This is a genomic window from Collinsella sp. AF29-7AC, assembly GCF_003475665.1.
Classification (GTDB): Bacteria; Actinomycetota; Coriobacteriia; order Coriobacteriales; family Coriobacteriaceae; genus Collinsella.
In genome coordinates this window covers 39,295-64,457 of the sequence record NZ_QRQX01000001.1, presented here as the reverse complement: position 1 = coordinate 64,457, position 25,163 = coordinate 39,295, and the positions used below count along the sequence as shown (strand labels likewise).

General features: G+C 61.3%; 23 protein-coding genes. 7 read left to right on the top strand and 16 right to left on the bottom strand.

From position 1 onward, the window contains the following. Position 1: 1 nt before the first annotated feature. The 6 genes from pstB to DWZ15_RS00240 form a co-directional block, all read right to left on the bottom strand. Complete coding sequence (gene pstB, locus DWZ15_RS00265) at positions 2–874, bottom strand: phosphate ABC transporter ATP-binding protein PstB (RefSeq protein ID WP_118448534.1); 873 nt, start codon at positions 872–874, stop codon at positions 2–4. Next, complete coding sequence (gene pstA / locus DWZ15_RS00260; RefSeq protein WP_199579992.1) at positions 871–1,797, bottom strand: phosphate ABC transporter permease PstA; 927 nt, start codon at positions 1,795–1,797, stop codon at positions 871–873. The genes pstB and pstA overlap by 4 nt, the downstream gene beginning before the upstream one ends. Continuing rightward, a complete protein-coding gene (pstC, locus tag DWZ15_RS00255) occupies positions 1,790–2,698 on the bottom strand; it encodes a phosphate ABC transporter permease subunit PstC (RefSeq protein WP_117862051.1) in 909 nt (302 codons plus the stop codon). Before pstC ends, pstA begins: the two co-directional genes overlap by 8 nt. Before the next feature lie 25 nt (positions 2,699–2,723). Then, entirely contained in the window at positions 2,724–3,659 is a 936-nt protein-coding gene (locus tag DWZ15_RS00250) for a phosphate ABC transporter substrate-binding protein (RefSeq protein WP_118448528.1), read from the bottom strand. A 417-nt stretch (positions 3,660–4,076) separates the two neighbouring features. Then, entirely contained in the window at positions 4,077–5,513 is a 1,437-nt protein-coding gene (locus tag DWZ15_RS00245; protein WP_118448526.1) for a M20 family metallopeptidase, read from the bottom strand. 54 nt (positions 5,514–5,567) lie between these two features. Continuing rightward, a complete protein-coding gene (locus DWZ15_RS00240; RefSeq protein ID WP_158572462.1) occupies positions 5,568–6,230 on the bottom strand; it encodes an HAD hydrolase-like protein in 663 nt (220 codons plus the stop codon). Between the two features lie 158 nt (positions 6,231–6,388). Between DWZ15_RS00240 and DWZ15_RS00235 the strand changes: the two genes are divergently transcribed. Beyond that, positions 6,389–7,249, top strand: coding sequence for a DegV family protein (locus tag DWZ15_RS00235; protein WP_118448520.1), 861 nt, complete (start codon positions 6,389–6,391; stop codon positions 7,247–7,249). 93 nt (positions 7,250–7,342) lie between these two features. On the opposite strand, the gene DWZ15_RS00230 is transcribed toward DWZ15_RS00235, so the two are convergent. The 5 genes from DWZ15_RS00230 to DWZ15_RS00210 all read right to left on the bottom strand — a co-directional run bounded on the left by DWZ15_RS00230 (position 7,343) and on the right by DWZ15_RS00210 (position 11,432). Beyond that, complete coding sequence (locus DWZ15_RS00230; RefSeq protein ID WP_055250871.1) at positions 7,343–7,651, bottom strand: type II toxin-antitoxin system YafQ family toxin; 309 nt, start codon at positions 7,649–7,651, stop codon at positions 7,343–7,345. A 2-nt stretch (positions 7,652–7,653) separates the two neighbouring features. Beyond that, positions 7,654–7,953: a type II toxin-antitoxin system RelB/DinJ family antitoxin gene (locus DWZ15_RS00225; protein ID WP_117773020.1), complete on the bottom strand. Its 300-nt coding sequence runs from the start codon at positions 7,951–7,953 to the stop codon at positions 7,654–7,656. Positions 7,954–8,066: 113 nt separating this feature from the next. Next, complete coding sequence (locus tag DWZ15_RS00220; RefSeq protein WP_118448517.1) at positions 8,067–8,825, bottom strand: TIGR00730 family Rossman fold protein; 759 nt, start codon at positions 8,823–8,825, stop codon at positions 8,067–8,069. A 212-nt stretch (positions 8,826–9,037) separates the two neighbouring features. Beyond that, the gene (gene tgt, locus DWZ15_RS00215; protein ID WP_055250876.1) at positions 9,038–10,177 is read right to left on the bottom strand and encodes a tRNA guanosine(34) transglycosylase Tgt; all 1,140 of its coding nucleotides are present in this window, start codon (positions 10,175–10,177) and stop codon (positions 9,038–9,040) included. 454 nt (positions 10,178–10,631) lie between these two features. Further along, the gene (locus tag DWZ15_RS00210) at positions 10,632–11,432 is read right to left on the bottom strand and encodes an SDR family NAD(P)-dependent oxidoreductase (RefSeq protein ID WP_006235414.1); all 801 of its coding nucleotides are present in this window, start codon (positions 11,430–11,432) and stop codon (positions 10,632–10,634) included. Between the two features lie 294 nt (positions 11,433–11,726). On the opposite strand from DWZ15_RS00210, the gene DWZ15_RS00205 reads away from it, so the two are divergent. Then, complete coding sequence (locus tag DWZ15_RS00205; protein WP_118448515.1) at positions 11,727–13,490, top strand: hypothetical protein; 1,764 nt, start codon at positions 11,727–11,729, stop codon at positions 13,488–13,490. A 332-nt stretch (positions 13,491–13,822) separates the two neighbouring features. Here DWZ15_RS00205 and queA read toward each other — a convergent pair whose 3' ends face one another. The 3 genes from queA to DWZ15_RS00190 all read right to left on the bottom strand — a co-directional run bounded on the left by queA (position 13,823) and on the right by DWZ15_RS00190 (position 16,257). Then, the gene (gene queA, locus DWZ15_RS00200; protein ID WP_118448512.1) at positions 13,823–15,034 is read right to left on the bottom strand and encodes a tRNA preQ1(34) S-adenosylmethionine ribosyltransferase-isomerase QueA; all 1,212 of its coding nucleotides are present in this window, start codon (positions 15,032–15,034) and stop codon (positions 13,823–13,825) included. A 70-nt stretch (positions 15,035–15,104) separates the two neighbouring features. Beyond that, positions 15,105–15,680 (bottom strand): epoxyqueuosine reductase QueH, encoded by a 576-nt coding sequence (locus tag DWZ15_RS00195; RefSeq protein WP_118448509.1) that lies wholly within the window; start codon positions 15,678–15,680, stop codon positions 15,105–15,107. Between the two features lie 10 nt (positions 15,681–15,690). Beyond that, positions 15,691–16,257 (bottom strand): DUF3267 domain-containing protein, encoded by a 567-nt coding sequence (locus tag DWZ15_RS00190; RefSeq protein ID WP_118448506.1) that lies wholly within the window; start codon positions 16,255–16,257, stop codon positions 15,691–15,693. 132 nt (positions 16,258–16,389) lie between these two features. Between DWZ15_RS00190 and DWZ15_RS00185 the strand changes: the two genes are divergently transcribed. Continuing rightward, on the top strand, positions 16,390–18,540 hold the full coding sequence (locus DWZ15_RS00185) for a class I tRNA ligase family protein (RefSeq protein WP_118448503.1): 2,151 nt from the start codon (positions 16,390–16,392) through the stop codon (positions 18,538–18,540). Between the two features lie 151 nt (positions 18,541–18,691). Further along, a complete protein-coding gene (locus tag DWZ15_RS00180) occupies positions 18,692–19,795 on the top strand; it encodes an RsmB/NOP family class I SAM-dependent RNA methyltransferase (RefSeq protein ID WP_118448500.1) in 1,104 nt (367 codons plus the stop codon). Positions 19,796–19,819: 24 nt separating this feature from the next. On the opposite strand, the gene DWZ15_RS10440 is transcribed toward DWZ15_RS00180, so the two are convergent. Further along, positions 19,820–19,990 carry a hypothetical protein gene (locus tag DWZ15_RS10440; protein WP_158572461.1) on the bottom strand — a complete coding sequence of 57 codons (171 nt, stop codon included), beginning with the start codon at positions 19,988–19,990 and terminating at the stop codon, positions 19,820–19,822. Between the two features lie 191 nt (positions 19,991–20,181). On the opposite strand from DWZ15_RS10440, the gene DWZ15_RS00175 reads away from it, so the two are divergent. Further along, entirely contained in the window at positions 20,182–21,273 is a 1,092-nt protein-coding gene (locus DWZ15_RS00175; protein ID WP_118448497.1) for a hypothetical protein, read from the top strand. Between the two features lie 80 nt (positions 21,274–21,353). Here the strand turns inward: DWZ15_RS00175 and DWZ15_RS00170 are convergent, their stop codons facing one another. Beyond that, a complete protein-coding gene (locus DWZ15_RS00170; protein ID WP_118448494.1) occupies positions 21,354–22,244 on the bottom strand; it encodes a DegV family protein in 891 nt (296 codons plus the stop codon). A gap of 320 nt (positions 22,245–22,564) precedes the next feature. On the opposite strand from DWZ15_RS00170, the gene DWZ15_RS00165 reads away from it, so the two are divergent. Next, entirely contained in the window at positions 22,565–24,481 is a 1,917-nt protein-coding gene (locus DWZ15_RS00165; RefSeq protein ID WP_055250890.1) for a fructose-bisphosphatase class III, read from the top strand. Positions 24,482–24,559: 78 nt separating this feature from the next. After that, positions 24,560–24,955 (top strand): GtrA family protein, encoded by a 396-nt coding sequence (locus DWZ15_RS00160; RefSeq protein ID WP_055250892.1) that lies wholly within the window; start codon positions 24,560–24,562, stop codon positions 24,953–24,955. The last annotated feature ends 208 nt before the right edge of the window (positions 24,956–25,163 follow it).

Sequence of the window (25,163 nt, the reverse complement as noted above, 5' to 3'; positions counted from 1 at the left end):
ACTAGGAGAACATGCCGGTGAGGTAATCATTCAGCCGCTTATCCTTGGGCCGTTGGAAAATCTCATCGGTCTCGTCGTACTCGACCATATCGCCCATGTAGAAAAACGCCGTGCGGTTGGACACGCGCGACGCCTGCTCCATGTTGTGCGTCACGATAACGATGGCGCGGTCGGCCACGATCGACGACATCAGGTCCTCGATCGCCAGCGTCGAGATGGGGTCGAGCGCCGAGCAGGGCTCGTCAAACAGAATCACATCGGGGTTGAGCGCCAGCGTGCGCGCGATGCACAGACGCTGCTGCTGGCCGCCCGAAAGCGCGTAGGCGCTCTTGTCGAGCTTATCCTTGACCTCGTCCCACAGCGCCGCGCCGCGCAGGCTTTCCTCGACCATGCGATCGAGCTCGTCGCGGTCGGTGATGCCGTGGCGCTTGGGCGCAAACGTGATGTTGTCGCGAATGGACTTGCGAAACGGATTGGGCTGCTGAAACACCATGCCGATGGAACGGCGCAGCTCGTACGTGTTCTCGGTCTTGGTGTTCACGTTGCGCCCACGGTAGTTGATCTCGCCCTCCACGCGGCAGCCGCGAATCTCGCGATTCATCAGGTTGAGGCTGCGCAAAAAGGTCGACTTACCGCAGCCAGAAGGCCCAATGAGCGCCGTGATCTCGCCTTTATGAAAATCGAGCGACGTATCGTGCAGCGCATGGTGGTCGCCATAGTACACGTTGACGTCCTTGGTGGAGAGCACGACCTCGTCGCTCACGGCCTTGCCGCTCACGCGCACACGCTTTTCGCTCTCCCCCACACTCGACAGAAAGTCCTGGGTCTCGGACGTGGCCGCTTCGGTTGCGGGCGTTGCATTCATCTCGCTCATTCGGCCGTCATCCTCCTTGCCAGTTGCTTGCCCACGATACGGGCGACTACGTTAAACAGCAGTACGCAGATCATCAGCAGTGCCGCGGTGCCCCAAACGATCCGCTGGGCCTCGGGGCTGCCCTCGCCATAGATCTTGTAGATGTGCACGGCGAGCGACTCACCGGGACGGAACACGTTCCAGGCGCAAGTGGGGCTCGACAGGTTAAAGCTCAAGAAGTTCAGACGCACCGGCGAGCTCATGCCCGAGGTAAAGAGTAGCGCCGCGGCCTCGCCAAAGACACGGCCGGCCGAAAGCACGATGCCGGTCACGATGGCGGGCATGGCCTCGGGAATCAAGATGTGCAGCGTTGCCTCCCAGCGGGTGAGGCCCATGGCCAGGCACGCATCGCGCTGGGCCTGCGGCACGTCCTCGAGCGCCTGCTGAATCACGCGCACCAGGATGGGGATGTTGAACATGGTGAGCGCGACGGCGCCGGAGATGATGGAGTACTTCCAGCCCAGCTGCACCGAGAACACCAGAAAGCCGAACATGCCTACGACAATGGAGGGCAGCGAGGACAGCGTCTCGATGGCGGTCGAGGCGATGTCGCGAATAGGCCCATCGGGCGCGTACTCAACCAAAAAGACCGCGCCGCCCAGGCTGATGGGCACCGAGATGATCAGGGTGATCAGCAGCAGATAGAACGAGTCGAACAGCTGGTAGAGCACGCCACCCTGGGTGCCGTTGGCGCGCGACGGCTCCGTGAGGAAGCCCGGCTTAAACAGTGTCGAGATGCCCTCGAACAGGATATAGGCCACCATGGAGACGACGATGAGCATGACGATGGCAACGATCGCCGTCAGCACGCCCGTGGCGATGCGGTCCTGCTTTTGGACACGCCCGAGTCTCGCCTCGTCGATGTGGATGCGCGTGCTAGCCACGAGCCTTCGCCCCCTTGCGGCCAATGAGATGGATGATCAGGATGAAGATGAGGCTCATGCCCATCAGTAGCAGACCGAGTGCCCACAGGACGTCGTCCTGAGCCGAGCCCTCGGCATAGACCGCCATGGACGTGGTGAGCGTGGTGGTGATGGTCGACGCCGGCGACAGTAGCGACGTCGGCATGGCCTCGATACCGCCGATGACCATGCGCACGGCGAGCGTCTCGCCAAAGGCGCGGGTCATGCCAAGGATGACTGCGGTCATGAGCGACGGCATGGCGGACTTGAGTACCACGTGCCAGATGGTCTGCCAGCGAGTGTAGCCCAGCGCGAGCGAACCCTGACGGTAGCTATCGGGCACGGCGCGCAGGCCGTCGACCGAAAGCGTAGTCATCGTCGGCAAGATCATGACGGCCAGCACGATGGCGCCGGGCAAGATGCCCAGACCCGTGCTTACGTGGAAAACGCTCTTCATAAGGCCGACGACCACGTGGAAACCGATCAGGCCAAAGACGACCGAGGGGATACCGGTCAAAAGCTCAATAAGCGGCTGAAAGACCTTGGAGCCAAACTTAGGCTGGATCTCGACCGCAAAGATGGCAGAGCCGATGGCGATGGGCAGCGCGATGAGCGTGGAGAGCACCATGACCGCAAACGAGGTGACGATCAGGGGCAGGGCGCCGGTGTAGGGCAGGCCGTTTTCGGCTGTGTTGGCCAGGTCCCACTTGGTGCCGGTGAAGAACTCGACGATTGAAACGCCGTCCTTGAGAAAAGCCGAGAGGCCCTTTTGGGCGACCATAAAGATGAGCGCGGCAACGACAAGCGTCACGAGCGCTACGCACGCGCCCGTGACGCCCAAGCCCACGTTCTCAAGGTCGCGCTTTGGCAGCTGTTTTGCCATTGCAAACCTTTCCGGGGGCGATTGCTTATTTAGCAGAGACCTTGCCGCTGGCGTCCTTGACGACCTTCATGGCAGAGACGGGGATAAAGCCCTGCTCCTCGACGAGCTTACCCTGGACGTCGTCGGAAAGCATGAACTCCAGGAAGGCCTTGGTGGCCTCGTCGGCGTCCTTCGCGCAGTACATGTGCTCGGTAGCCCAGATCTTGAAGGAGTCGTCGGTGACATTTGCGCTCTTGGGCTCGACGCCCTCGACCTTAATGGCGTTGAACTTGGAGTCGTCGAAGTGCGAGAAGTCGAGGTAGGAGATGGCGTTGTCGGTGCTGCCCATCTGAGTCTGGACGTCGCCGGACTTGTCGAGCTCGGCGTCGCCCTTAAAGTCGACGGCCTCGTCACCAAAGACGGCGGCCTCGAAAGTGGCGCGGGTGCCGGAGCCGGCCTTGCGGTTGAGGACGACGATGGTGGCGTCGTCGCCGCCGACCTCCTTCCAGTTGGTGATCTGGCCGGAGAAGATGCCTTTGAGCTGCTCGAGGGACAGGTCGTCGACCTTGACGTTCTTGGAGACGACGGGGCCCATGCCCACGACGGCGACCTCATGGTCGACGAGGTTCTTGACCTGGTCGGCCTCGAGCTTGGTCTCGGCGAAGACATCGGAGTTGCCGATGGTGACGGTGCCGGCGGCGACAGCGGTCAGGCCCTTGCCCGAACCGTTGCCCGAACCGGAGACGGAGACGTCGGGGTTGGCGTCCATGAACTTCTCGGCAGCGGCCTCGACGAGAGCCTGGAACGAAGAGGCGCCGTCGTAGGTCACCTCGCCGGAGACGGACTCGGCGGCGGCGCTACCCTTGGCGGCGGCGTCGGATGCGCCGGAGCCGCCACAACCAACGAGACCGAGACCGACGATGCTGGCAAGACCACCAGCGAGGCCGAGGAACTGACGACGAGAATAAGCCTGATCGAGCATGATCTTCCTTTCATACATGCGACTCGCGGGCACCCTGCCCGCTTTGCTGTTTGGAAAGATACGGCCCCGACCGGGCAGCGCCCGCGCCAACTGCGGTTTTTTACGGGCATCTGATAGACCCTTACCGCAAGCGCGGCGGGGCTTTACAAACGAATAACAAACCCCGTCGCAAGCATGCCTCACCTTTTACAAGCTAGTCATTGGGGACGTTCTTAAACGACTAGTCGTTGGGGACAGTCTTTGTAGATTGCCAAAAAGGAGTGTCCCAATCTGCCGGCACTTGGGGACGTTCCTTATCTGCCGGCACAAAAGGAACGTCCCCAAGTGACGCAAAAAGCCCGGGCAAAAGCACCGGGCTCGTAATACAAGTTTGTATCCAAACAGGATATAGGGGTTTCCCAGGTCCCTGGGGAAGCCCTACAGCTCCAGCTCATTCAAGCGCAGGATCGCCACGATGTAAATCTTGAGCGCCTGCTTGAGCTGTTCCTCGTTGGCGCACTCGTTGGGACCGTGCATCTGGCCGCCCCACTCGGGCAGCTCCAGACCGGTCTCCTCGGGGCCAAACGAGACGGCGCGGGCAAAGTTGCGCGCGTACGTGCCGCCGCCCATGGCAAAGGGCTCAACATGCTTGCCCGTAAACTCGTTATAGGTATCAATAAGCGCCTTCACGGCCGGATCGTCGGCAGAGACCGAGAACGGCACCTTCGCACGACCCACACGGCACGTCACGCCAAAACGGCCCACGAGCGGATCGAGCTGCTCGCGGATGGTATCGGCACTCATGCTGTCGGGGAAGCGCACGTCGATGGCCTGCTCGATGTGGCCATCCACCACACGGATGACGCCGGGATTGCAGGTGAGCGGGCCAAACGCGGGGCTCGTCGCATCGATGCCCAAGCCGCGGCCATAGGCGTCCGCATGCACAAAAGCCAAAAACTTGACAAACTCGTGCTCCGCAGGCGTCAACAGGCGCTCGTCGCGTGCACCAAACGCGTCCTCGGCCTCGCGCAGATACGCCACGATCAGCCCGACGGCGTTGATCGTTCCCTCTGGCATCGAGGCATGACCGCCGATACCGTGGGCGAAAATCTGCGCATGCCCGTTATCGAGCGCCGTGATCTCCAGGCGGTCGCCGTTCTCGACCGGCGCCGGCAGCTCATCGGCGGCAATCGCAAGCTCGCAGATAGACTGCGACGGAATGGCGTTGCTCGCCTCGGCACCGCTCCAGGACACAATGCGCCCGCCGTCGATCTTGGAGCTCACAAATGTCGCCCCAAACTGGCCCTTCTCGGCATTACAGACCGGGAACTCGGCATCGGGCGTAAACAGAAAGTCGGGGTTCGCGTGGTTCTCCAGATAATGGTGAACGTCGGACATGCCCACTTCCTCATCGCAGCCCAGCAGCGCGCGGAAGGTATAGCGCGGCACAATGCCGTGCTTGAGCAGGTAGGCGCCGGCGTAGAGCGACAGCACGGCCGGGCCCTTGTCGTCGATCACGCCGCGGCCGAGCAGCCAACCCTCGCGACGCTCCATCGCAAACGGATCGGTGTTCCAGCCGGGGCCGGCGGGCACCACGTCCACATGGCAAATGGTCGCGAGCTGCTTGTCGCCGCGACCCGGGATATCGGCAATGCCCACATAGCCCTCGTCGTCGCTCGTCTGGTAGCCGAGCTTCTGCGCGATGCCGAGCGCGCAATCGAGCGCGTCACGGACCGGGCGGCCAAACGGCGCACCGGGCTCCGCATCGGCGGCAACGGCCACAGACGGATAGCTCACCAAGCGCTCGATATCGGCGACGACATCCTCCCAGACTTCGTCGACGTACTCGGCAACGCTCTGCTCCACCTGATTCATGGACGACCTCCTTATCAATGAGCGGCGAACCGGCCCGCCCCTCACATTACGTCATTAGATAGCGAAAAGTTTAGCAAGCTCGGCCACCGAGTGCACCACCGCATCGGCACCCGCCGCCTCGTGCTCGCCCGGCGCCGCCGCGCCCGAATAGATGCCAATGCACGGTACGCCCATCGCGTGCGCGCCCTCCACGTCATTAAAGCGATCGCCGATCATCACGGCATCGTTGGCGCTCGCACCTAGCGCCGCCAGCGCATCGCGAACCGAATCGGCCTTAGTCTCGCGCCCCAGCGGCGGATTCATGCCGACCACGGCTTCGAACTGAGAAAGCCCCAGCTCACACACCATGTCAATACACTTTGCCTCCATGCGAGAGGTCGCCACGGCCAGGTGGTGTCCCTGCGCGGCAAGGCCATTCAGCAGCTCGGGGATCTCATCAAACACGGGATACTCTTCCGGTCCCAACTCATCAAAAAAGGCACGGTACTCATCTGCCACCACGAGCGACTCCTCACGCGAGAAACCATAGAAGTCGTGGAAGCTCTTCCACAGCGGAGGCCCGATCATGCGACGCAGGTCACCCATCTGCGCCTCCGAAAACCCGCGCGCAGCCAGCGTCTTGCGCGTCGAGGTCATCACTGCCCGACCCGTATCGGCCACCGTGCCGTCAAAATCGAACAGCACGACCGGCCGCTTACCTATCTCCAGTGCCTCCACCGGCACCCACCTCTTCCCCAGTTGACGACTTCCACACCGACACTTCAAATTGTTGACTATTCAACAATTGAACCTAGCAATGTGGAACGACTCCACTATACTTGTCGCACTTTGCTCTCAGAAGGCGGCGCACAAGCGCCCCAACGAAAGGTGCAACTATGTCTTTTGCCATCATAACCGACTCCACGTCGGACATCTCCCCCGCCCGCGCCCAAGAGCTCGGCATTTACGTGATTCCGCTGCATGTGATTATCGAAGGCGAGGATCTACTCGACCAAGTACAGATTACCGCCGAGGAGTACGTCGCCCGCATGGCCGGCTCCGAGCAGCTGCCGCACACCTCGCAGCCGAGCGCCGGCGAGTTCAGGGCGCTCTTTGACCGCGTACGCGCCGACGGCCACGATAGCGCGATCTTTATCTCGCTATGCAGCGAGTGGTCCGCCTGCTATTCCAACGCATGCCTGGTCGCCGACACCCACGAGCTCGACGTACGTTGCATCGACTCGCGCACCGGCTCGGGTGCCGAGGGCCTGCTGGTGGAGTATGCGCTGGCCATGCGCGAGGACGGCCGCAGTCTGGACGAGACCGAGGCGCAGATCCGAGCGACCCTGCCCGACGCCCACCTGCTGCTGATTCCCCGCACGCTCGAGAACCTCATTAAGAACGGCCGCGCGCCCAAACTCGCCGGCCAGCTCACGCAGATGCTCAACATTCGCCTGGCCGTCTCGCCGGAGTGGAAATCGGGCGAGATCAAGGCCATCAAAAAGGGCCGCGGCGCCAAGCGTATCGTCGCCAACACCATGGCCGACTGTCTCGCATTTTTGGCGGAGCATCCGGGCTCAAGCGTGCGCGTGCTCACGACCGGCGCCGCCGAGGAGCAAGAGCTCGTCAGCCAAGCGCTCACAGGCCAGGACTACGTAGACGCGGGCACCGGCCCCATCGGCTGCACCATCGCCACCCACGTAGGCGTCGACGCCATAGCCATCAGCTACTGTCCCCGCTACCAGCCCATCCACTAGGGGCACCTTTACCACTTGCGGTGGAATAGGAACTGTTTTTGGCTTATCAGCCGCAAATCAATCCCTATTCCACCGCAACTTAGAAATCGGCGATCAGCCCAGCGGACCCTGAAACAGTTCCTGATGAGTGCCCATTCTCACCAGCCTAATCACTGGGTTAGTCTTATGGGGAAGATAAAGAACGACCACATCGACCAAGCCATCGGATAGGTGGAAATCGATGTGGCCGTTGTAGTTTCCGCCCGGGTTTGAGAGCTCGTGGGCGCCATACTCCGCCGGAAGTGACCCATGAGCCACAAGCTCTGCAACCGCCGCTTTAAACTCACTTTTTAGCTGCGGATGCATGCGCATCGTTCGTTTGTAGTCCACCTTAAATTGAGCCTCGACTTTAATCTCGAACATCGCTATTCCTCATCGAGGAATGACATAAGCTCATCAGCGTTATTGAATGACAGGCTATCGTCCGGCAAAATCCCCAGCTCATGAGCATCGGCGATCACCATGGCGCGCCTCGTCACCTCGTTGGGCACCTCCGCCCTTCCTACAATCTCAAAAGGAATCTTTCGCTGATTTACCAGCTGCCGAACGGCAAGATTGAGATAGGAATTGAGGCTGAGGCCGACCGAATCCAAGAACTCAGTCGCCTGCTCCTTGAGCCCCTCTTCGATTCGAACCGTCGTAGGCTTAACTGTTGCTGTAGACATTTGCGACCTCCTCGCCCTCGTCTTTTACACCAGTATACCCAATATAAATGGCAATCTGATGTTAGATAACATCAGATTGCCATGCGTATTCATGTCGCGTGGGCACGATTGATCTACATCAGCCCGCTGAGCGCAATGTCAACGGCCTCGTTGAGGTCGTCGGTAATGTGTACCAGATCCGGATCGAGCGGGCTAATCATACCGGTGCTCATCACCGGGCCGTTGAGCCAGTCGAATAGGCCCTGCCAGTACTCGGTGCCCACCAGCACGAGCGGCATGCGCTTGACCTTGTGCGTCTGCACCAGCGTGAGAACCTCGAACATCTCGTCGAGCGTGCCAAACCCGCCGGGAAACACAATAGCGCCGGAGCTGTATTTGACGAACATAGTCTTGCGCACAAAGAAGTAACGGAAGTCCATGCCGAGGTTCACATATTTGTTGAGCCCGTGCTCGTGCGGCAATTCAATGCCTAGGCCAACTGACTTGCCGTTGACACTCGCTGCTCCCCTGTTGGCCGCTTCCATGATGCCGGGGCCACCACCGGTGATGACCGCCACGCCACGTTGCGCGATCTTGCGCCCGACGGTACGCGCCGCCCTGTAGAGCGGATCGGTCTTGGGCGTGCGGGCGCTACCGAAGATGGTCACCGCAGGTCCAAGCTCGGCAAGTGCGCCAAAGCCATCGACAAACTCTGCCTGAATGCGCAGCACGCGCCAGGGGTCGGCGTGCAGCCAGTCAGTCGACTCCTCGGGCGCCAGCAGGTTGGCGTAGGTGTTGTCCTTAGGAATCATGGGGCCGCGCATGACCACGGGGCCGCGGCGGTACGTCTCGTCGTAGGCAGGCTCGCCCTCGACGTTCTCATTCTTAATCATGGGTACTCCTATCGAGAAAAAGAAAAACGGGCGGGGTCGACGCCATGCGTCAAACACCCGCCCGAACATCAACTATTCGGTATGGTACCCACGATGCATCAAGCACTTGCAAGCTATCGGTCAGCGGTCGCGCAACCGGTGTCAGCGAATGTGACGACCGGCTGGCGCTCGACCATTGCCGTGCCCACGCTCTGCAAGCGTGTCTGTCGCTCTTAGTAGTCCACCGCCGCAGGGCTGTTCATCCAGTCGCTCACAAACGCGCCGTAGCGGCCCTCGATAATGGCCTGGCGGGCGCGCTGCATCAGGTTGAGCAGGTAGTAGATGTTGTGCATCGACAGCAGAATGCCGCCGAGCATCTCCTTCTGCGTGACCATGTGACGGATGAGCGCGCGGCTGTAGCCGCCCGTGCATACCGGGCAGGTGCAGGTGGGGTCGATGGGGCCGTCGTCGTGCGCAAAGCGCGCGTTACGGAAGTTAAGGCGACCTTCACTGGAGAACGCCGTACCCATGCGACCGGTGCGCGTCGGCAGCACACAGTCGAACATGTCGATGCCCACGCCCACGCCGCGTACGAGCGTGGTGGGGTTGCCGACACCCATCAGGTAGCGCGGCTTATGCTTGGGCATGTACTCGCTCACGAGCGGCGCCAGGGTCTCGAACATGGTCTCGTGATCCTCGCCCACCGAATAGCCACCGATACCATAGCCCGGGAAGTCGCCGCACTCCTCCAGATGGCGCAGCGAACGCAGGCGCAGATCCAGGTGCATGCCGCCCTGAACGATGCCAAAGAGCGCCTGGTCATCGCGGGTATGCGCCTTATAGCAGCGCTCGGCCCACATGCTCGACAGCTCAACGGCGCGCTCAACGTAGGCGCGCGTGGCGGGATAGCCCGGGCACTGGTCGAGCTGCATGCAGATATCGGAGCCGAGTTTCATGGCGATTTCCATGTTGTCCTCGGGCGTCCAAAACACGTGGCGGCCGTCGTAATCGTTGACGATAAAGCGCACGCCCTCGTCGGTGAGCTTGACGGCATCGTTGTGGCTGAAGACCTGGAAACCGCCCGAGTCGGTGAGGATGGGGCCGTGCCAGTTCATGAACTTGTGCAGGCCGCCCAGCTCGGCGATGGTGTCCTCGCCGGGACGCATGGACAGATGATAGGTATTGGCGAGCACGATCTGGGCGCCGAGCTTCTTGACAGTCTCGGTAGGAATGCCCTTGACGTTTGCCTTGGTGCCCACGGGCATAAAAATCGGCGTCTCGATGTCGCCGTGCGGGGTGTGCAGTACGCCGGCACGCGCGTGCGTCGTCGGGTCCTCGGCGATCAGGTCGAATTTAAAAAGGTTCTGGTCCATAAACTGGAACTCCTTGGTTGCGGTTCATACGCAAACCATTATACGGGCAACCCGCAAGAAGCACCGACTCGACAGAAACTGGCGCGAGGAGGATACGGCAGGGACACGGCAAATGAGCGTGGATTTTTGGACGCTTACCGGATGAGCGTGGATAATCTCCCACTTTTGCCCAAAGCACAGCCCAAAAACGGGAGATTATCCACTTTCATTCTGCGGGCACTCATTTAAGTACGTCCCCGATGAGTGGAGCTATTTACCAGCCACGCCAACGCCGATGTTTTGGCAACGCCGATGTTTTGACAACGTCAGCGAGCGGTCACCAGGGCGAACAAATTGGCATGAAAAGAGGGCGGCATTGACCTTCTGGTCATGCCGCCCTCTTTGAATGACAAGTTGTCGCCCTGGTGACCGCGCAGCGTCGACCCGTTACGCGGTTTGGTAAAACCGCGTAACCCTACGGACGCTGGCCCATGCCACCCTCGAGGGTGACGGTCTCGCCGTTCATATACTTAAAGTCGGGACCGCAGAGCTGAACGACAACGCGGCCGATTTCCTTCTCGACGTCGCCGTAGTGACCCGCCGGCGGCATGTGGACGTTGGCCTTGAACGCCTCGGGATAGGCATCCTGGAAGTTCTCGAGCGCGGCGGTCCAAGCAAGCGGGCAAACGATATTGACGTTGATGCCGTCCTTGCCCCACTCGTTGGCAGCGACGCGGGTCAGACCGCGGATGCCCTCCTTGGCAGCGGCGTAGCTGCACTGGCCATAGTTGCCAAACAGGCCGGCGCCCGAAGCAAAGTTGACCACGGAGCCCTTGGTCTCCTTCAGGTGCGGGTAGGCCTTCTGCATGTACAGGTAGGTGGCATACAGACCGGAGTAAATGGCGAGGTTGAACTGGTCCATGGTGTGATCGGCGATCGTCACGCCCGAAGCGCTGGCCTGAGCATTGTTGACGACGGCGTCGATGCGGCCGAACTCCTCAATGGCCTTGTCGATGACGTTCTGGACGACGGCCTCGTTGTCCTGACCAGCCGAGACATCGGCCTGAACAGGCAGAACCTTGACGCCGTACTCGGCCTCGAGGGATTCCTTGGCAGCCTCGAGCTTGGCAACGTTGCGGCCGGTAATGACGAGGTTTGCGCCCTCCTTGGCAAAAGCGATATCGATACCGTAGCCGATGGAGCCAGCGGAGCCGTCCTTGAGCGTGGCCTTGCCGCCGCCGGTGACGATCACGGTCTTACCAGTGAAAAGTCCCATATAAAGTCCTTTCAAATCGCGACGGGCCTGCCCGTCGACTGCGCGCATCCAACTTCACGCGCCAAAAGCTGAAATGCAACTTTAGCGGGTTCAAGTGAAAAATAAAGCCCATGGCAGGCGAACGGCGCAACGTCTTTCGGCGAAGGGAATGTCAAGTACAAACTGGATAAAGTGGCCGAGTTTTTGCTATCGACGCGAGCCATCGAACACGTTTTGAAACTTTGCTGCAGCGCGCGGGATGTCGGCGCGAGACTTTATCATAGGGTGACAAACAACGATGAGGAGCACATGCCTATGACAGACGAGCTGGACCCCCAGACTCAACAGCATATTGATGATTCCGCAGACGTCACTGCAGATGCCGACGCTGTGACCTGCGATGATATTGACCTCGACGGCCCATTCTTGGACGAAAGCGCTACGGCGGAAACCCCTGGCGCCGAAGATGCAGACGAGCAAAACGACGATGCGCCCGCTCAGGACGACCGCCCCGTACAGGATGCTGCTCCGCAAGCTGCGGGCCCTATCGAGGTTTCTTCGGAAGAAGAGCTCGACGCCGTCATGGACTCCATGATGGATGCCGTCAAAGCGATGAAAGACGCCGTGGCCGACGCTGACGTTGACGCCGAGGAAGAGGAGGCCGCCGAGGCAGCCTCGACCTTCGTACCCGGCGAGACTCCGGTTGCCGACCAGGGCAGCACCATGCCCTCGTTTCTGCAGCTCGAGCATCCCACGATTGGCACCGATGCAGTCGACCCGCACGCAGCAGGCTTTTCTGTGATCGAGGGCGGTACCGGCAATATCGCCGTGCCGCAGACTGCCGATGCGGACGCTGCCGACACCGCTCGCCCGACCGCCCCGCACTCCTCCGCCGCGAGCCGCGATCTGGGGACCGCTGTCTCGAACACTGCGAACGCCGTGGGCACCTTTATCGCCCAGGGTGCCTCGGCCATGCGCGAGATGAACGCCGCGAAAAAGGCACTTGCCGATGCCCGCGCCCACCTGGCCGAACTTGAGCAGCGCATTGCCGATCAGGCCGAGGAACTCGAGACGCGCCAGGATATCGCAGGCCGCTACGACCAGATCGTCGCCGACCAGCGCCAGGCGATTGCCACGGCCCAAAAGACTGCAGCGGCCGCCGAGATTGACCGTGATACCCATGCCGCCAAAGCGACAGAGCTCAAGGGTCAGCTCGAACAAATGAAGACAGAGGATGACGCGACTGAGCTCCGTCTGAAGGCCGCGCTCGACGCCGTGGAGGCCCGCGAGGCGAGCTCGCGCGAGACCGGCAACCGCCTCGTTCGACGTCTTGAGGATTCCAAGCGCATCCGCGACAAGGTGAAGGCCGAGCGAGACGCCGGCATTGCCGCCGCACAACAAACCGTCGACGCCACGCGCGCCCAGCTCGAGACGCTGCGTCATGAGTATGCCGAGCTGCAACGCAATCCCTCGGCAAATCCCGCCAACTATACGGTGCGCACCAGCGAGCTCTCGATGCAGATTTCCGACACGGCAGATGCCCTGCGTAAAGCCGAAGAAGATGTCCCGCGCATCACCGCCGACCTTGAGCACTCGCTTGCCGCAGCCGAGCAGGCCGTCGAGCAGGCTCAAGCCCCTATCGCCGACGCAAAACGCGCGCACCAAGCCGTGACGACCGAAGCCGATGCCGCGCGCGACGCGCTGCAGACGGCAAAGACCGCCGCCGCGACTCGTCAGCGCGAACTGCGCGAGAAGATCGCCGCGGAGGACAAGGCACGCCGCGAGCAGGAGCAGACCATCGCCAACGCCCAAGCAGATGCCGCACATGCACAGTCGATCATCGAACAGGCGACCGAGGTGCACGACCACCCAGAAATCACTGAGTCGCTTGCAGGATCCTTGGCCCGAGACAAAGCCGAACACGCCGAGACCGAGCAAGAAGTCGACCAGCTCGAGGCCGCCGAAGACGACGTACGAGAGCGCACCCGCGACTCACGCGTCAAATTCACCGGAGCCATCGCCTGCATCATCGCCGCAATCCTGGTGATCATCCTAGTCTGGCTGTTCGCAAGCAAGTAGTCATTGGGGACGTTCTTAAACGACTAGTCAAACAAGAACGTCCCCAACGACAAGCCCAATGACGAGAGTGGATAATCTCCCACTTTGAGCCCCCAAGCAGGCCAAAAACGGGAGATTATCTGCTCTCATTCTGCAGGCACTCATTTAAGTACGTCCCCAATGAGTACCTGCCGATGCTTTGGCAAAGTCAGCGAAAACGCCCCTAAGCGAGCAAGGTGACGTGAAAGAGGGGGGCATTGACCTTCTGGTCATGCCCGACGATTGAACGTCAGATTGCCGCTTAGGGGGGTTTGCAGCGTCGGCCGGTTACGGCGTTTGTAAAACGCCGTAACCTACAAAATGAGCATGGCGTCGCCAAAGCTGAAGAAGCGGTAGCGCTCCTCGATGGCGGCGGCATAGGCATCCATGATCTGGTCGCGGGTGGCAAGTGCGCTCACGAGCATCATGAGCGTGGAGCGCGGCACGTGGAAGTTCGTGATCAGCGCGTCGACCACGTGATAGGTCGAGCCGGGCATGAGGTAGAGCTGCGTCGTCGCGTTCTCGCGCACCACGATGTCGCCGCGGCCGAGCGTGTCGGCCCCATCCTCGCGGCCCTCAAAATAGCGCGCCGTCACGGCCGGATCAGACACCGGTGCCTCAGCGTCAAAGGCGCTCTCGAGCGAGCGTACTGCGGTGGTGCCGACGGCGATCACGCGGTGCCCCTCGGCCTTCGCCTTATGCACGGCGTCGACAACCTCCTGTGACACGTGGTAGCGCTCGGTGTGCATGACGTGCTGCGTGGGGTCGTCCTCCTCCACCAGACGGAAGGTATCAATACCCACCTCGAGCTCGACGGCGGCAAACTTCGCGCCCTTGGCCTCGATAGCGGCCATGAGCTCGGGGGTAAAGTGCAGACCCGCCGTAGGAGCGGCAGCCGAGTGCTCCTCCTTCATGGCGTAGACGGTCTGGTACTTCTCGGGATCGCCCTCGTAATCGGTAATGTAGGGCGGCAGCGGCACGTGACCGGCAGCATGAATGGCCTCGTCGAGCGTGCGCGGCTCGCCGGCGGCATTGCAGCCGGCCGGCTCAAAGCGCACCAGACGGCCACCACGGCTATCGGTGACAAAGTCGATGACCTCGGCCGTCAGCACCACGGGAGCCCCCTCGGGCGCATGGGCGCCACCGGCGCGATACTCAATCTGGGCACCGGGCTTCAGGCGCTTGCCCGGCTTGACCAGGCACTCCCACACATGGCCGAGCGGATCCACATCCTCACGGCGCTTGAGCAGCAGCGTCTCGACCACGCCACCCGAGCCGGCTTTGCGACCGATCAGGCGGGCCGGCATCACGCGCGTCTGGTTGATGACGAGCACGTCGCCCGGCTCGATATAGTCGATGATGTCGCGAAAGATGCGGTGCTCAACGGTACCGCCGTGCTCCAGCGGCTTCCCCGCCTGGGAGCCTTTGCGATCCACCACCAGCAGGCGGCAGGAGTCGCGCGGCTCGGCAGGAGCCTGGGCAATCAGTTCCTCAGGAAGGTTGTAGTCAAAATCATCGGTACGCATAGACACGTCGGATACTCCTTATATAGCTAAAGTCCGCTCTACATCCTAGCAGGCTGACGTCCCAAACGAACTACTTTTTGGCGGCTTTGCGCTCGTCGCGGATGCGGGCGCGGTCCATGGCCGCCTCGACAGCAGAAAAGCGGCAGCCGCAGTAGTTCTGTCGATACATGCCCAGTTCGCGCGAACGGCGCGTAGCCTCGGGATAATACGGGCGAAAATCGCGAATCACCGGAGTGAGACCGCGGGCGGCAGCCAAACGCTCGAGCACGTCATTGCAGGTGTCGAACAACTGATACGGAGAGACGGCGAGCGTCGTGCCCACGTATTCAAACCCGCGCTCCCGAGCCACGCGGCACGCCTCGGCCAGACGCAGGGCATAGCACGCGCGACAGCGACGGGGCCGATCGGCACCCAGCGGGGCCACGCCGGCCTCCCAGCGCTCGCGATCCTCCTCGGCCTCGATGAGCTCGATGTCGCCGTCGGCACACCACCGGCGCAGCTCGTCCAGGCGACGCTGCCATTCATTGTGCGGCTGAATATTGGGGTTGGTCCAGCAGATCGTGGGTTCAAACCCCTCCTCGCGCAGCAGGCGAACCGGCTCAAGCGAGCATGGTGCACAGCACGCATGCAGCAACAACGACTTCATCGACATCTCCTCACCCAAAAAAGCGCACGCCAAAGGACGTATCCTCGCAGGCGACAATGCGGCGGTCGCGCAGGATGGTCCGCACGTAATACCAATCGCCCACGCAGCCCGACAAGTGCAGACCAGCCGCCAGGTAGCACAGCAGCGGATAGCCCGAGAACGCAAACCCCAGGGCAAACGCCACCGTCAAAACAACCGTGGGCGCCAGGCAAATGGCCATGTACCGCCGACGCGAATACACAACGCCCTCGGCGCAGGCATAGATCATCGCCGTCTCACGATTCGCGCCAAAGGTCACATGCGCGCCCGCAGGCGCCAGCAGCTTAAAAAACACCGCATGCACCAGCTCGTGCACGGCAAACGACGCTGCAGAAACCGCAGCCACACCGACCATCCAGCCCACGACGGTGGTCCAGCCGCCCGCCTCAGCCGCGTCCAAGTCCGCAGGCCCGCCCAGCAGCATAAACACCGGCACCAGGCACACGGCAAACACCACAAGCACGGCCATCCCCCACACGAAGCAAGCGTGCAGAAAATCCTCGTCTTCAAACGCATGTATGTTGGAAATCTCATTCATAGCATCTTAGGATAGCGCCCCTGCCACGTACCCGTCCGCATGTGCGATAATGTCGAACGATATGCACGAATTGACCACCGCGCCGCCAGGCCTTGCGCCCGGCCGCGCTCTCACCATATGCGAAGGAGTCCCATGGCATCCAAATACTCCATGAACGACCGTCCCAGCTGGCCGCGCCGCGCCATCGTTACCGCCGGCGAGCCCTACGGCAACAAGGGCCTTCACTTTGGCCACGTTGGCGGCGTCTTTGTCCCGGCCGACTTCTTCGCCCGTTTCCTGCGCGACCGTCTGGGCCGCGAGAACGTCATCTTCACCTCGGGCACCGACTGCTACGGCTCGCCCATCATGGAGAGCTACCGCAAGCTCAAGGAGAACGAAGGCTACGATAAGTCCATCGGCGAGTATGTCGAGTCCAATCACTCCCGACAGGCCGCGACCCTCAACAACTACAACATCAGCTGCGACATCTACGGCGGCTCAGGCCTTGAGCCAGCTGCGCAGATTCACAACGAGGTTACCGCCGAGATTATCGAGCGCCTGCACGAGCAGGGCACCATCTCCAAGCGCTCCACGCTGCAGTTCTACGATGCCAAGGCCGGCACGTTCCTCAACGGCCGTCAGGTGATCGGCCGCTGCCCCATCCAGGGCTGCAAGTCCGAGAAGGCTTATGCCGACGAGTGCGATCTGGGCCACCAGTTTGAGCCCGAAGAGCTCATCGCACCCAAGAGCCAGCTCACCGGCGAGGTGCCCGAGCTGCGCCCGGTCGACAACCTCTACTTCGACCTACCCGCCTACCTCGACTTTATGAAGACCTATACCGCCAAGCTCGCCCAGAACCCGCAGGTTCGCTCCGTGGTCTCCAAGACCATGGAGGAGTGGCTGCTGCCGGCACAGCTCTACATCCAAAACAAGTTCCGCGAGGCCTTCGATGCCGTCGAGGATCAGCTCCCCGAGCACACCGTGCTGGAGCCCGAGGGCAACAAGAGCAGCTTTACCGTCACCTTCCCCAGCTGGAAGGAGCGCGACGATGCCCACGCGGTGCTCGCCAACGGCGGCGTGCGCTTCCGCAGCGGCAAGGCGCTCGTGCCCTTTCGCATCACCGGCAACATCGACTGGGGCGTTCCGGTGCCCGAGGTCGACGGCGTGAACGACGTCACTTGCTGGTGCTGGCCCGAGAGCCTGTGGGCGCCCATCAGCTATACGCGTACCGTGCTCGCACGCGATGCCAAGGCAGCCGGCGTGACCGAGGGCGTCGCCGCCCAGGATGCCGCCCTCATGGGCGAGCCCGCCGCCGACTCCACGCAGGTCCCCGCGCCCACCTACCAGCACAGCTCGCTCGACTGGCGCGACTGGTGGTGCTCTGACGACGCTCAGATTTACCAGTTCATCGGTCAGGACAACATCTACTTCTACTGCATCGCGCAGACCGCCATGTGGGAGGCCCTGGGTTGGGACCTTACGCAGAGCACCGTCAGCGCCTGCTATCACCTGCTCTACATGGGCAAAAAGGCCAGCTCGTCCTCGCAGACGCCTCCCCCGCCGGCAGACGACCTGCTCAACCACTACACCTGCGAGCAGATGCGCGCGCATTGGCTGTCACTCGGCCTGTCCGAGAAGCCGGTAAGCTTTAGCCCCAAGGCATACGACACCCGCGTGACCGGCAAGGACAAGGACGGCAACGAGGTGCGCGCCTGCGACGACAAGCGCGTTATCGATCCGGCCCTTAAGGAGAGCGCCCTTTTGACCGGCGTCTTCAACCGCCTGGCCCGCAGCTGCTTCTACGGCGTCGCCGTCAAGGAAGGCGACGAGAGCCCCTATCGCAACGGCTGCATCCCCGCCGGCGCGGCCTCTGCCGCCGTGGTCGAGGCCGCCGAGCAGGCCGCCCTCGCCTTTGAGCAGGCCATGTACAAGTTCGAGACGCACCGCGCGCTCGCCGTGTGCGACGACTACCTGCGCGCCGCAAACAAGCGCTGGAGCGATGCCTCCAAGGCCGCCAACAAGCTCGAGGGCGAGCCGGCCAATGCGGCGATGACGCAGGCCCTCGTCGATGCCTTCACCGAGCTGCGTGTGGCAACCGTGCTCATGCACGGCATCGTCCCGACCGGCTGCGAGCTCATCTGCGAGTACTTCGACGTTGACCCGGTCGCCTTCTTTAGCTGGGATAACATCTTTGCCTCCACGGACGAGTTTGTGGAGGGCCTGGGCGAGAAGCCCGGCGAGCACCGCGTGAAGCCACTGCCCCCGCGCTTCGACTTCTTCAGCAAACACGAGAGCCAGTACTAGGCAACCGCAATGCGCCCGGGAATGATTATTCTGGGACGGGGATTAAAAAATCATTCCCGGGCGCCGCAAAGCAGTCTTTTTGGGACGGGAATCATTAAATGATTTTTTAATCCCCGTCCCAGAATAATCATTTAGGTGGAAGGAAAGACGGATGTCCAAGCCGCGTCGTCGTAAGCAGAAAAAGCAGGTTAAGCCCGAGCTCAAGCTCAGGCAGTTTGCCGCCACCGAGCTTTCCGACCAGCTTGCCGCCCAACACTCCGCCGCCGACCTGCCGCGCTTTATGGTCGACACGGTCGCCGGCGCCTATGCACCCGCCGATGCTCAGCTCATGATCGAGGGCTTCGGCGCCGCTGCCACGCGCCCGGTCACGCTGCGCGCCAACACGCTCAAGGCGACCGCCGAGGACATCGCTGCGGCGCTCGATGCCGCCGGCATCGCCCACAACCCCGTCACCTGGTACCCAGACGCCTTCATCCTGCCCGAGGCCCAGGTTTCCGACCTGTGGGATCTCGACATCTACCGCGACGGCAAGATCTACCTGCAGAGCCTGTCGTCCATGATGCCGCCGCTGGTCCTGGGCGCTCAGGCAGGCGAGGACATCCTGGACATGTGCGCAGCCCCTGGCGGCAAGACGACGCAGATCGCCGCCCTCACCCAGGGCCAGGCACACCTCACGGCCTGCGAGATGAGCATTCCCCGCGCCGAAAAGCTTGAGTCCAACCTCCACCGCCAGGGCGCCAAAAACGTGCCCGTCATGCGTATCGACGCACGCGAGCTCGACGAGTTCTTCCGCTTTGACCGTATCCTGCTCGACGCCCCCTGCACCGGCACGGGAACCGTCATCAGCGGCAACGAAAAGAGTCTGCGCAGCCTCACCGAGCAGCTGCTTTGCAAGTGCGCCCGCTCGCAGCGCGCGCTTCTGGACCGCGCCATGGGAGCCCTCAAACCGGGCGGCACGCTCGTCTATTCGACTTGTTCGATCTTGCCGCAGGAAAACGAGGACGCCCTGCAAGAGGCCCTCGACAAGCACATGGACTGCGAGCTCATCCCCCTCGACGGCACGCCGAGCAAAAGCGAAGCACGCCGCGCCCAGGATGCCGGCGAGGAGCCGCGCATCGAGTCCAACGCTCTCACCGAGGCAATCGCCGCGGGCCAGGTATCGGCCATCACCAACGGCATGCCCGGCACGCTCACCATCCCGCCCAGCCGCGACTTTGAGGGCTTCTACATCGCCCTGGTCCGAAAACGCGGCTAGCGCACGGATTCAAAACTCAACAAGCTATTCCCGTGCGCGCTTGTCCTGCTGGTCACGGTGCTGCTTAAGCGCCTCGCGTTCCTTGCGCTCGGTCCTTTTGCCTTTAATGGCCGTAACCACAAAATAGATGACCGCGGCGGCTACGATTGCGCCCACGCATAGGCCAATCGAGCCCAACATTGCTGTTAATTCCATACCGCGTCACCTCTCTTTTAAACGGGACATTTAAGATAGCACCTCAATACCCGCCACCACAGCTCCTTCACGTTCGACGAGCGTTCGGTCTAACGGATGGCGCAGCGGGGAAAAATCAACTCATCAAACGATTTAGCAAGTACAACGCTGCCGGCACCCTGCCGGCCGTCATCACATAGAATCGAGCCTCCATGGATACCCTCAACGATCTAAACGAGCGCGTCGACGCCTTTGTCGGCACCAGCTCCTTCGACACGCCGGCCACGGCAAACGACCAAGCCCCCATCGATGTTCCTGCCGAGGTTCACGAGGACATCGTCGCCTCGGTCGATTTTTCCGAGGTCGAGCTCGCAGACGAGTTCACCGAGCCCCAGGTAGCCGTGACCCCCAACGGACTGCTCCCCATGGAGCCGCTGCCCATCGACGGGCGTCTGCGCAAGGCGGCCCTCCGTATGCCCGATGAGATCGAGGAGGCCAGCGGCTTTACGCTCTTTGGCCGCCGCATCAAGTCGCTCATCTACACCACCGACGTCGCGGTCATCCGCAACTCCAATGCCGACGCCGTGTTTGCCGTCTACCCCTTCACGCCGCAGCCCGCCATTACGCAGGCGCTGCTGACCGTCGCCGAGTGCCCGGTCTTCGTAGGCGTGGGCGGTGGCACCACCACCGGTAAGCGCTCCGTGCAAATGGCAGCCGTCTCCGAGATGCAGGGCGCGGCGGGCTGCGTGGTCAACTCCCCCGCCACTGCCGAAATGGTCGAGCACATCACCAACATCGCCGACATCCCCGTCATCGCCACGGTCGTTCGCTGCGACGACGATGCTCACGCCAAGGTGCGCGCCGGAGCCAAGATTCTCAACATCGCGGCCGGCAAGAACACGCCCCAGGTCCTGCGCGAGCTGCGCGAGCACTATCCCAACCTGCCGCTCATCGCACCGGGCGGCAAGACGCCCAAGAGCATCCGTGAGACCATCGCCGCCGGCGCCAACGCCATCATCTGGACGCCGCCTTCGGCACAGCAGCTGCAGACCGACATGATGCAGCGCTACCGCAAGATGAAGGAAGACGCCACACCTGCCATCTCGCGCGACGATGTGCCCATTATCGACCAGGTCGCCGCCGCCGAGGTAAGCCAGGTCGAGAACATGAATCCCGACGTGCCGATTCCCGACGAGGTCATCGAGCGCGTCGCTTCGATCCACGATCATATCGAGGAACGTCGCGCCAACCGCGGACTCAAGCCCTCGCTGCACGGCTTCTTCTTCCGCGGAAAGAAACGCTAGCAAAACATCTTGGCCCGCCCCACAAACGTGAGGCGGGCCGTTTTCGTTTGAGCAATCATGCAGCGATGTGATGGGGCAAACTAATCCACGCGCTTGTCGCCCATAAAGAAGAGCGCCACCGTACCAGGTCCGGTATGCGAGCCAATCAGAGTACCGATGTTATTGATCTCAATCTTGCCTTTAAGCTGCGGAATCTGTTCCTCGATCAGCGCCGCAACTGCTTCGGCATCCTCGCGGCACGCCGAGTGCGACATGATGCACTTACCCGAATAATCCGCACCGTCCTGCACGTGTGCCATCATGGTCTTAGCCATCTCGGAAATCGCGCGCTTCTTAGTGCGAATCTTCTCACGTGGCGACAGCCCACCTTCGCAATCGACCGTCATAAGCGGGCAAATCTTAAGCGCCGTGCCGATGATCGCGCTCGCAGCCGAAATGCGACCGCCGCGCAGGTAGCTCGACAGATCGGTCGAGAAGAACCAGTGGTGCAGGTTGAGCTTGTGCTCCTCGATCCAGGCAGCCGTCTCGTCGAGTGAAGCCCCGCTATCGCGCACGTCGGCGGCACATTCCGCCAGCAGGCCAAAGCCCGAAGACGCCGCCAGCGAATCGATGACGCGCACCTTGCCGCCCTGGGGATAGCGATCGGCGAGCATCTGCGCCGCAACGCAAGCCGAGCCATACGTACCCGAAATACCCGACGACAACGTCAGGTGCAGCACGTCTTTGCCCTCGGCAACAAACGGCTCCCAAAACTCCTCGTACTCACCCACGCTCACCTGAGACGTCTTGGGCATGGCGCCCGCGGCAATCTGGGCAAAAAACTTGTCCGGCGTAATCGACTGATACAGATCGTCCGTATAGACAACATCGTCGATCTCGTAATGAAAACACACGACAGGGATATTGCGCGACGCAAAGAACTCACGGGTTCGGTCGGCGGCGGATTCACAGGTCAGGACAAAATCACTCATATGAGGCTCCTTACTCATTGCTGCGCAAATTATCGCACAGTGAGCCTACATACGGTACATATGTCCACTATTTACCAAATCGAACCAAAAATAGCGAACATCTTTACCACCATCGTCTCCACCGGCCCCACGCATAAATATCTGAGAAAACACCCTCTGTCGTCTCCACTCAACCGCCATATCTACCTCCACTAAATCGATTTACCAAACCGTTCGGCTAACAATTCGGCTGCCCATCCCCAATCGAAACAAAAGCGGCGCATACTGATAAACGTTTTACGCTGTTTATCAGTTTTACCAGCCCTATCGGAAGGTGTTTCATGGTCGCATTCGATCGCAATCCGCAAGACTTCAAGTATCTGCGCCTGCTGTCGAGACAGTTTCCCACCGAGCAATCCGCGTTTACCGAGATCATCAACCTCTCGGCCATCCTCAACCTGCCCAAAGGCACTGAGCATTTTATGAGCGACGTGCATGGCGAGTACGAAGCCTTTATGCACATCCTCAACAACTGCTCGGGCGTCGTGCGCGAGCATGTCGACGAGATTTTTGGCGAAACGCTCTCCTTTGACGAGAAGGGCGAGCTGTGCACGCTCATCTACTACCCGCGCGAGAAGATCGAGCTGGTCCGCAGCCAGCGCGAGGACTCGCCCACCTGGTACAAGACGATGCTTGACCAACTCATTATGGTTGCCCGCTCGCTTTCGAGCCGTTATACGCGCTCCAAGGTGCGTAAGGCCATCCCACGCGATTACGCCTATATCATCGACGAGTTGTTGCACACGCACCCGGACGAGAACAACTATCGCGTGCGCTATCACGAGCGCATCGTGGAGTCCATCCTGGAGACCGCAAGCGCCGACGACTTTATCGAGTCGCTTGCCTCGCTCATCAAGCGCCTGGCCGTCGACCACCTGCACCTGGTGGGCGACATCTTCGACCGCGGTGGCGGCGCGGCCAAGATTATGGACCGCCTGCTCACCTACCATTCACTCGACATCCAGTGGGGCAACCACGACCTGCTGTGGATGGGCGCTGCGGCCGGTGAGCCCGCCTGCATCGCCACGGTGCTGCGCAACAACCTACGCTACGACAACTACGAGATCCTGGAGAACGACTACGGCATCTCGCTGCGTGAGCTTGTCGCCTTTGCCGATGCCACCTACACCGCCGGTGAGTCCATCACCCCGCTGATCAAGGCCATCAACGTGCTGCTCTTTAAGCTCGAGGGTCAGATTATCCAGCGCCATCCCGAGTTCGACATGACCGACCGCCTGTTACTCGACAAGATCGACCACGACACCGGCACGGTCACGCTCGCCGACGGCAGCGTGTGGCCGCTCACGACCAACGACTTCCCCACCGTCGACCCGACGGACCCCTATACGCTCACGCCCCAGGAGCAGCACATCATCGACAAGCTCGTGTCCGAGTTTGTCACCGCCGATCACCTGCATCGCCATATCGATTTCCTCTATTCCCACGGCTCGATATACAAGGTCGCCAACGGCAACCTGCTGTTCCATGGCTGCGTGCCGCTCAACGAAGACGGCACCTTTAGCAGCATGAACTGCCTGGGCACCTGGCACGCTGGCCGCGATTATCTCGATTTTTGCGACCACATCGCCCGCCGCGCCTGGCGCGTGGGCGACCGCGACGCTCTCGACTGGATGTGGTACCTGTGGATTGGCTTTAACTCACCCGCCAGCGGACGCCTGGTGCGCACCTTTGAGCGCGCCTATATCGCCGATAAGAGCACCTGGGTCGAGCCGATGGACCCGTACTTTACGCTTACCAAGTCGCCCTCGGTCTGCAATGACATCATGCGCGAGTTTGGCGTCGCGCCCATGGCATGCTCACCGACCGGTCACATCATCAACGGCCACACGCCCGTCAAGACCACCAAGGGCGAGCAGCCCATCCGCGCCGAGGGCAAGCTGCTGGTCATCGATGGCGGCTTCTGCCGCGCCTACCACCCCAAGACGGGTATCGCCGGCTATACGCTCATCTCGAGCTCGCGCGGCTGCCGCCTCAAGTCGCACCGGGCCTTTACGACGGTTGCCGAGGCACTCACGCGCAACGTGGACATCGAAAGCGAGACCAACCGTTTTGACCAAGCAGACCGTCGCCGCATGGTGAGCGACACCGATTCCGGAGCCAAGATCCGCAGCCAGATCCAAGACCTGCGCCAGCTGCTCGATGCATATAGAAACGGTGCTATCGAGGAGCGCGCCTAGCACCACCCGTGGGGATTGGCTAAACTTGCTGAGTTTATCATCCCCACGGCGTCCCGGCGCCACCCTAAGGCAGGTACCATGCAGAAGCTCCTTGCGCAGATCATGAAGTTTGGCGTCGTCGGCATCGTCGCCACGGTCATCGACTTTGGCATCATGAATCTGCTCCACTACGGTCTGGGCCTTAACATCCTAATCGCCAACACCAGCGGCTTTATCATCTCACTCATCTTTAATTACGTCGCCAGCATGAAGTACGTGTTTGCGCACAAGGAAGGCATGAGCCGCCGCCGCGAGTTCATTATCTTTGTCGTGCTGTCCGTGATCGGCCTGGCACTCAACGACGGTATCGTGTTGACACTCAACGCCGGCCTGGGACTCGAGGCCAATATCGCCAAGATCTGCGCCACCGCGCTTGTCATGGTCTACAACTTTGTGACCCGAAAGATCTTCCTGGAAGGCGATGAGACCAAGTAACTCGCAACCTTACAGCTTTACAATGCCCACGGATGACGCGCGTCAAGCGCTGTGTTGTTCGTGGGCTTTGCTCGTTTACGGGCAAATTTTCAACGTTTGCGGATTAGCTCTTGAAAATTTGGCGAGTTCGTATAGTTCTTGGCAAAGACCTTACGCTTCCCTTGCAAAAGCTCTAAAGTATCCTCTGCTCGATTCATCAACGCATTGG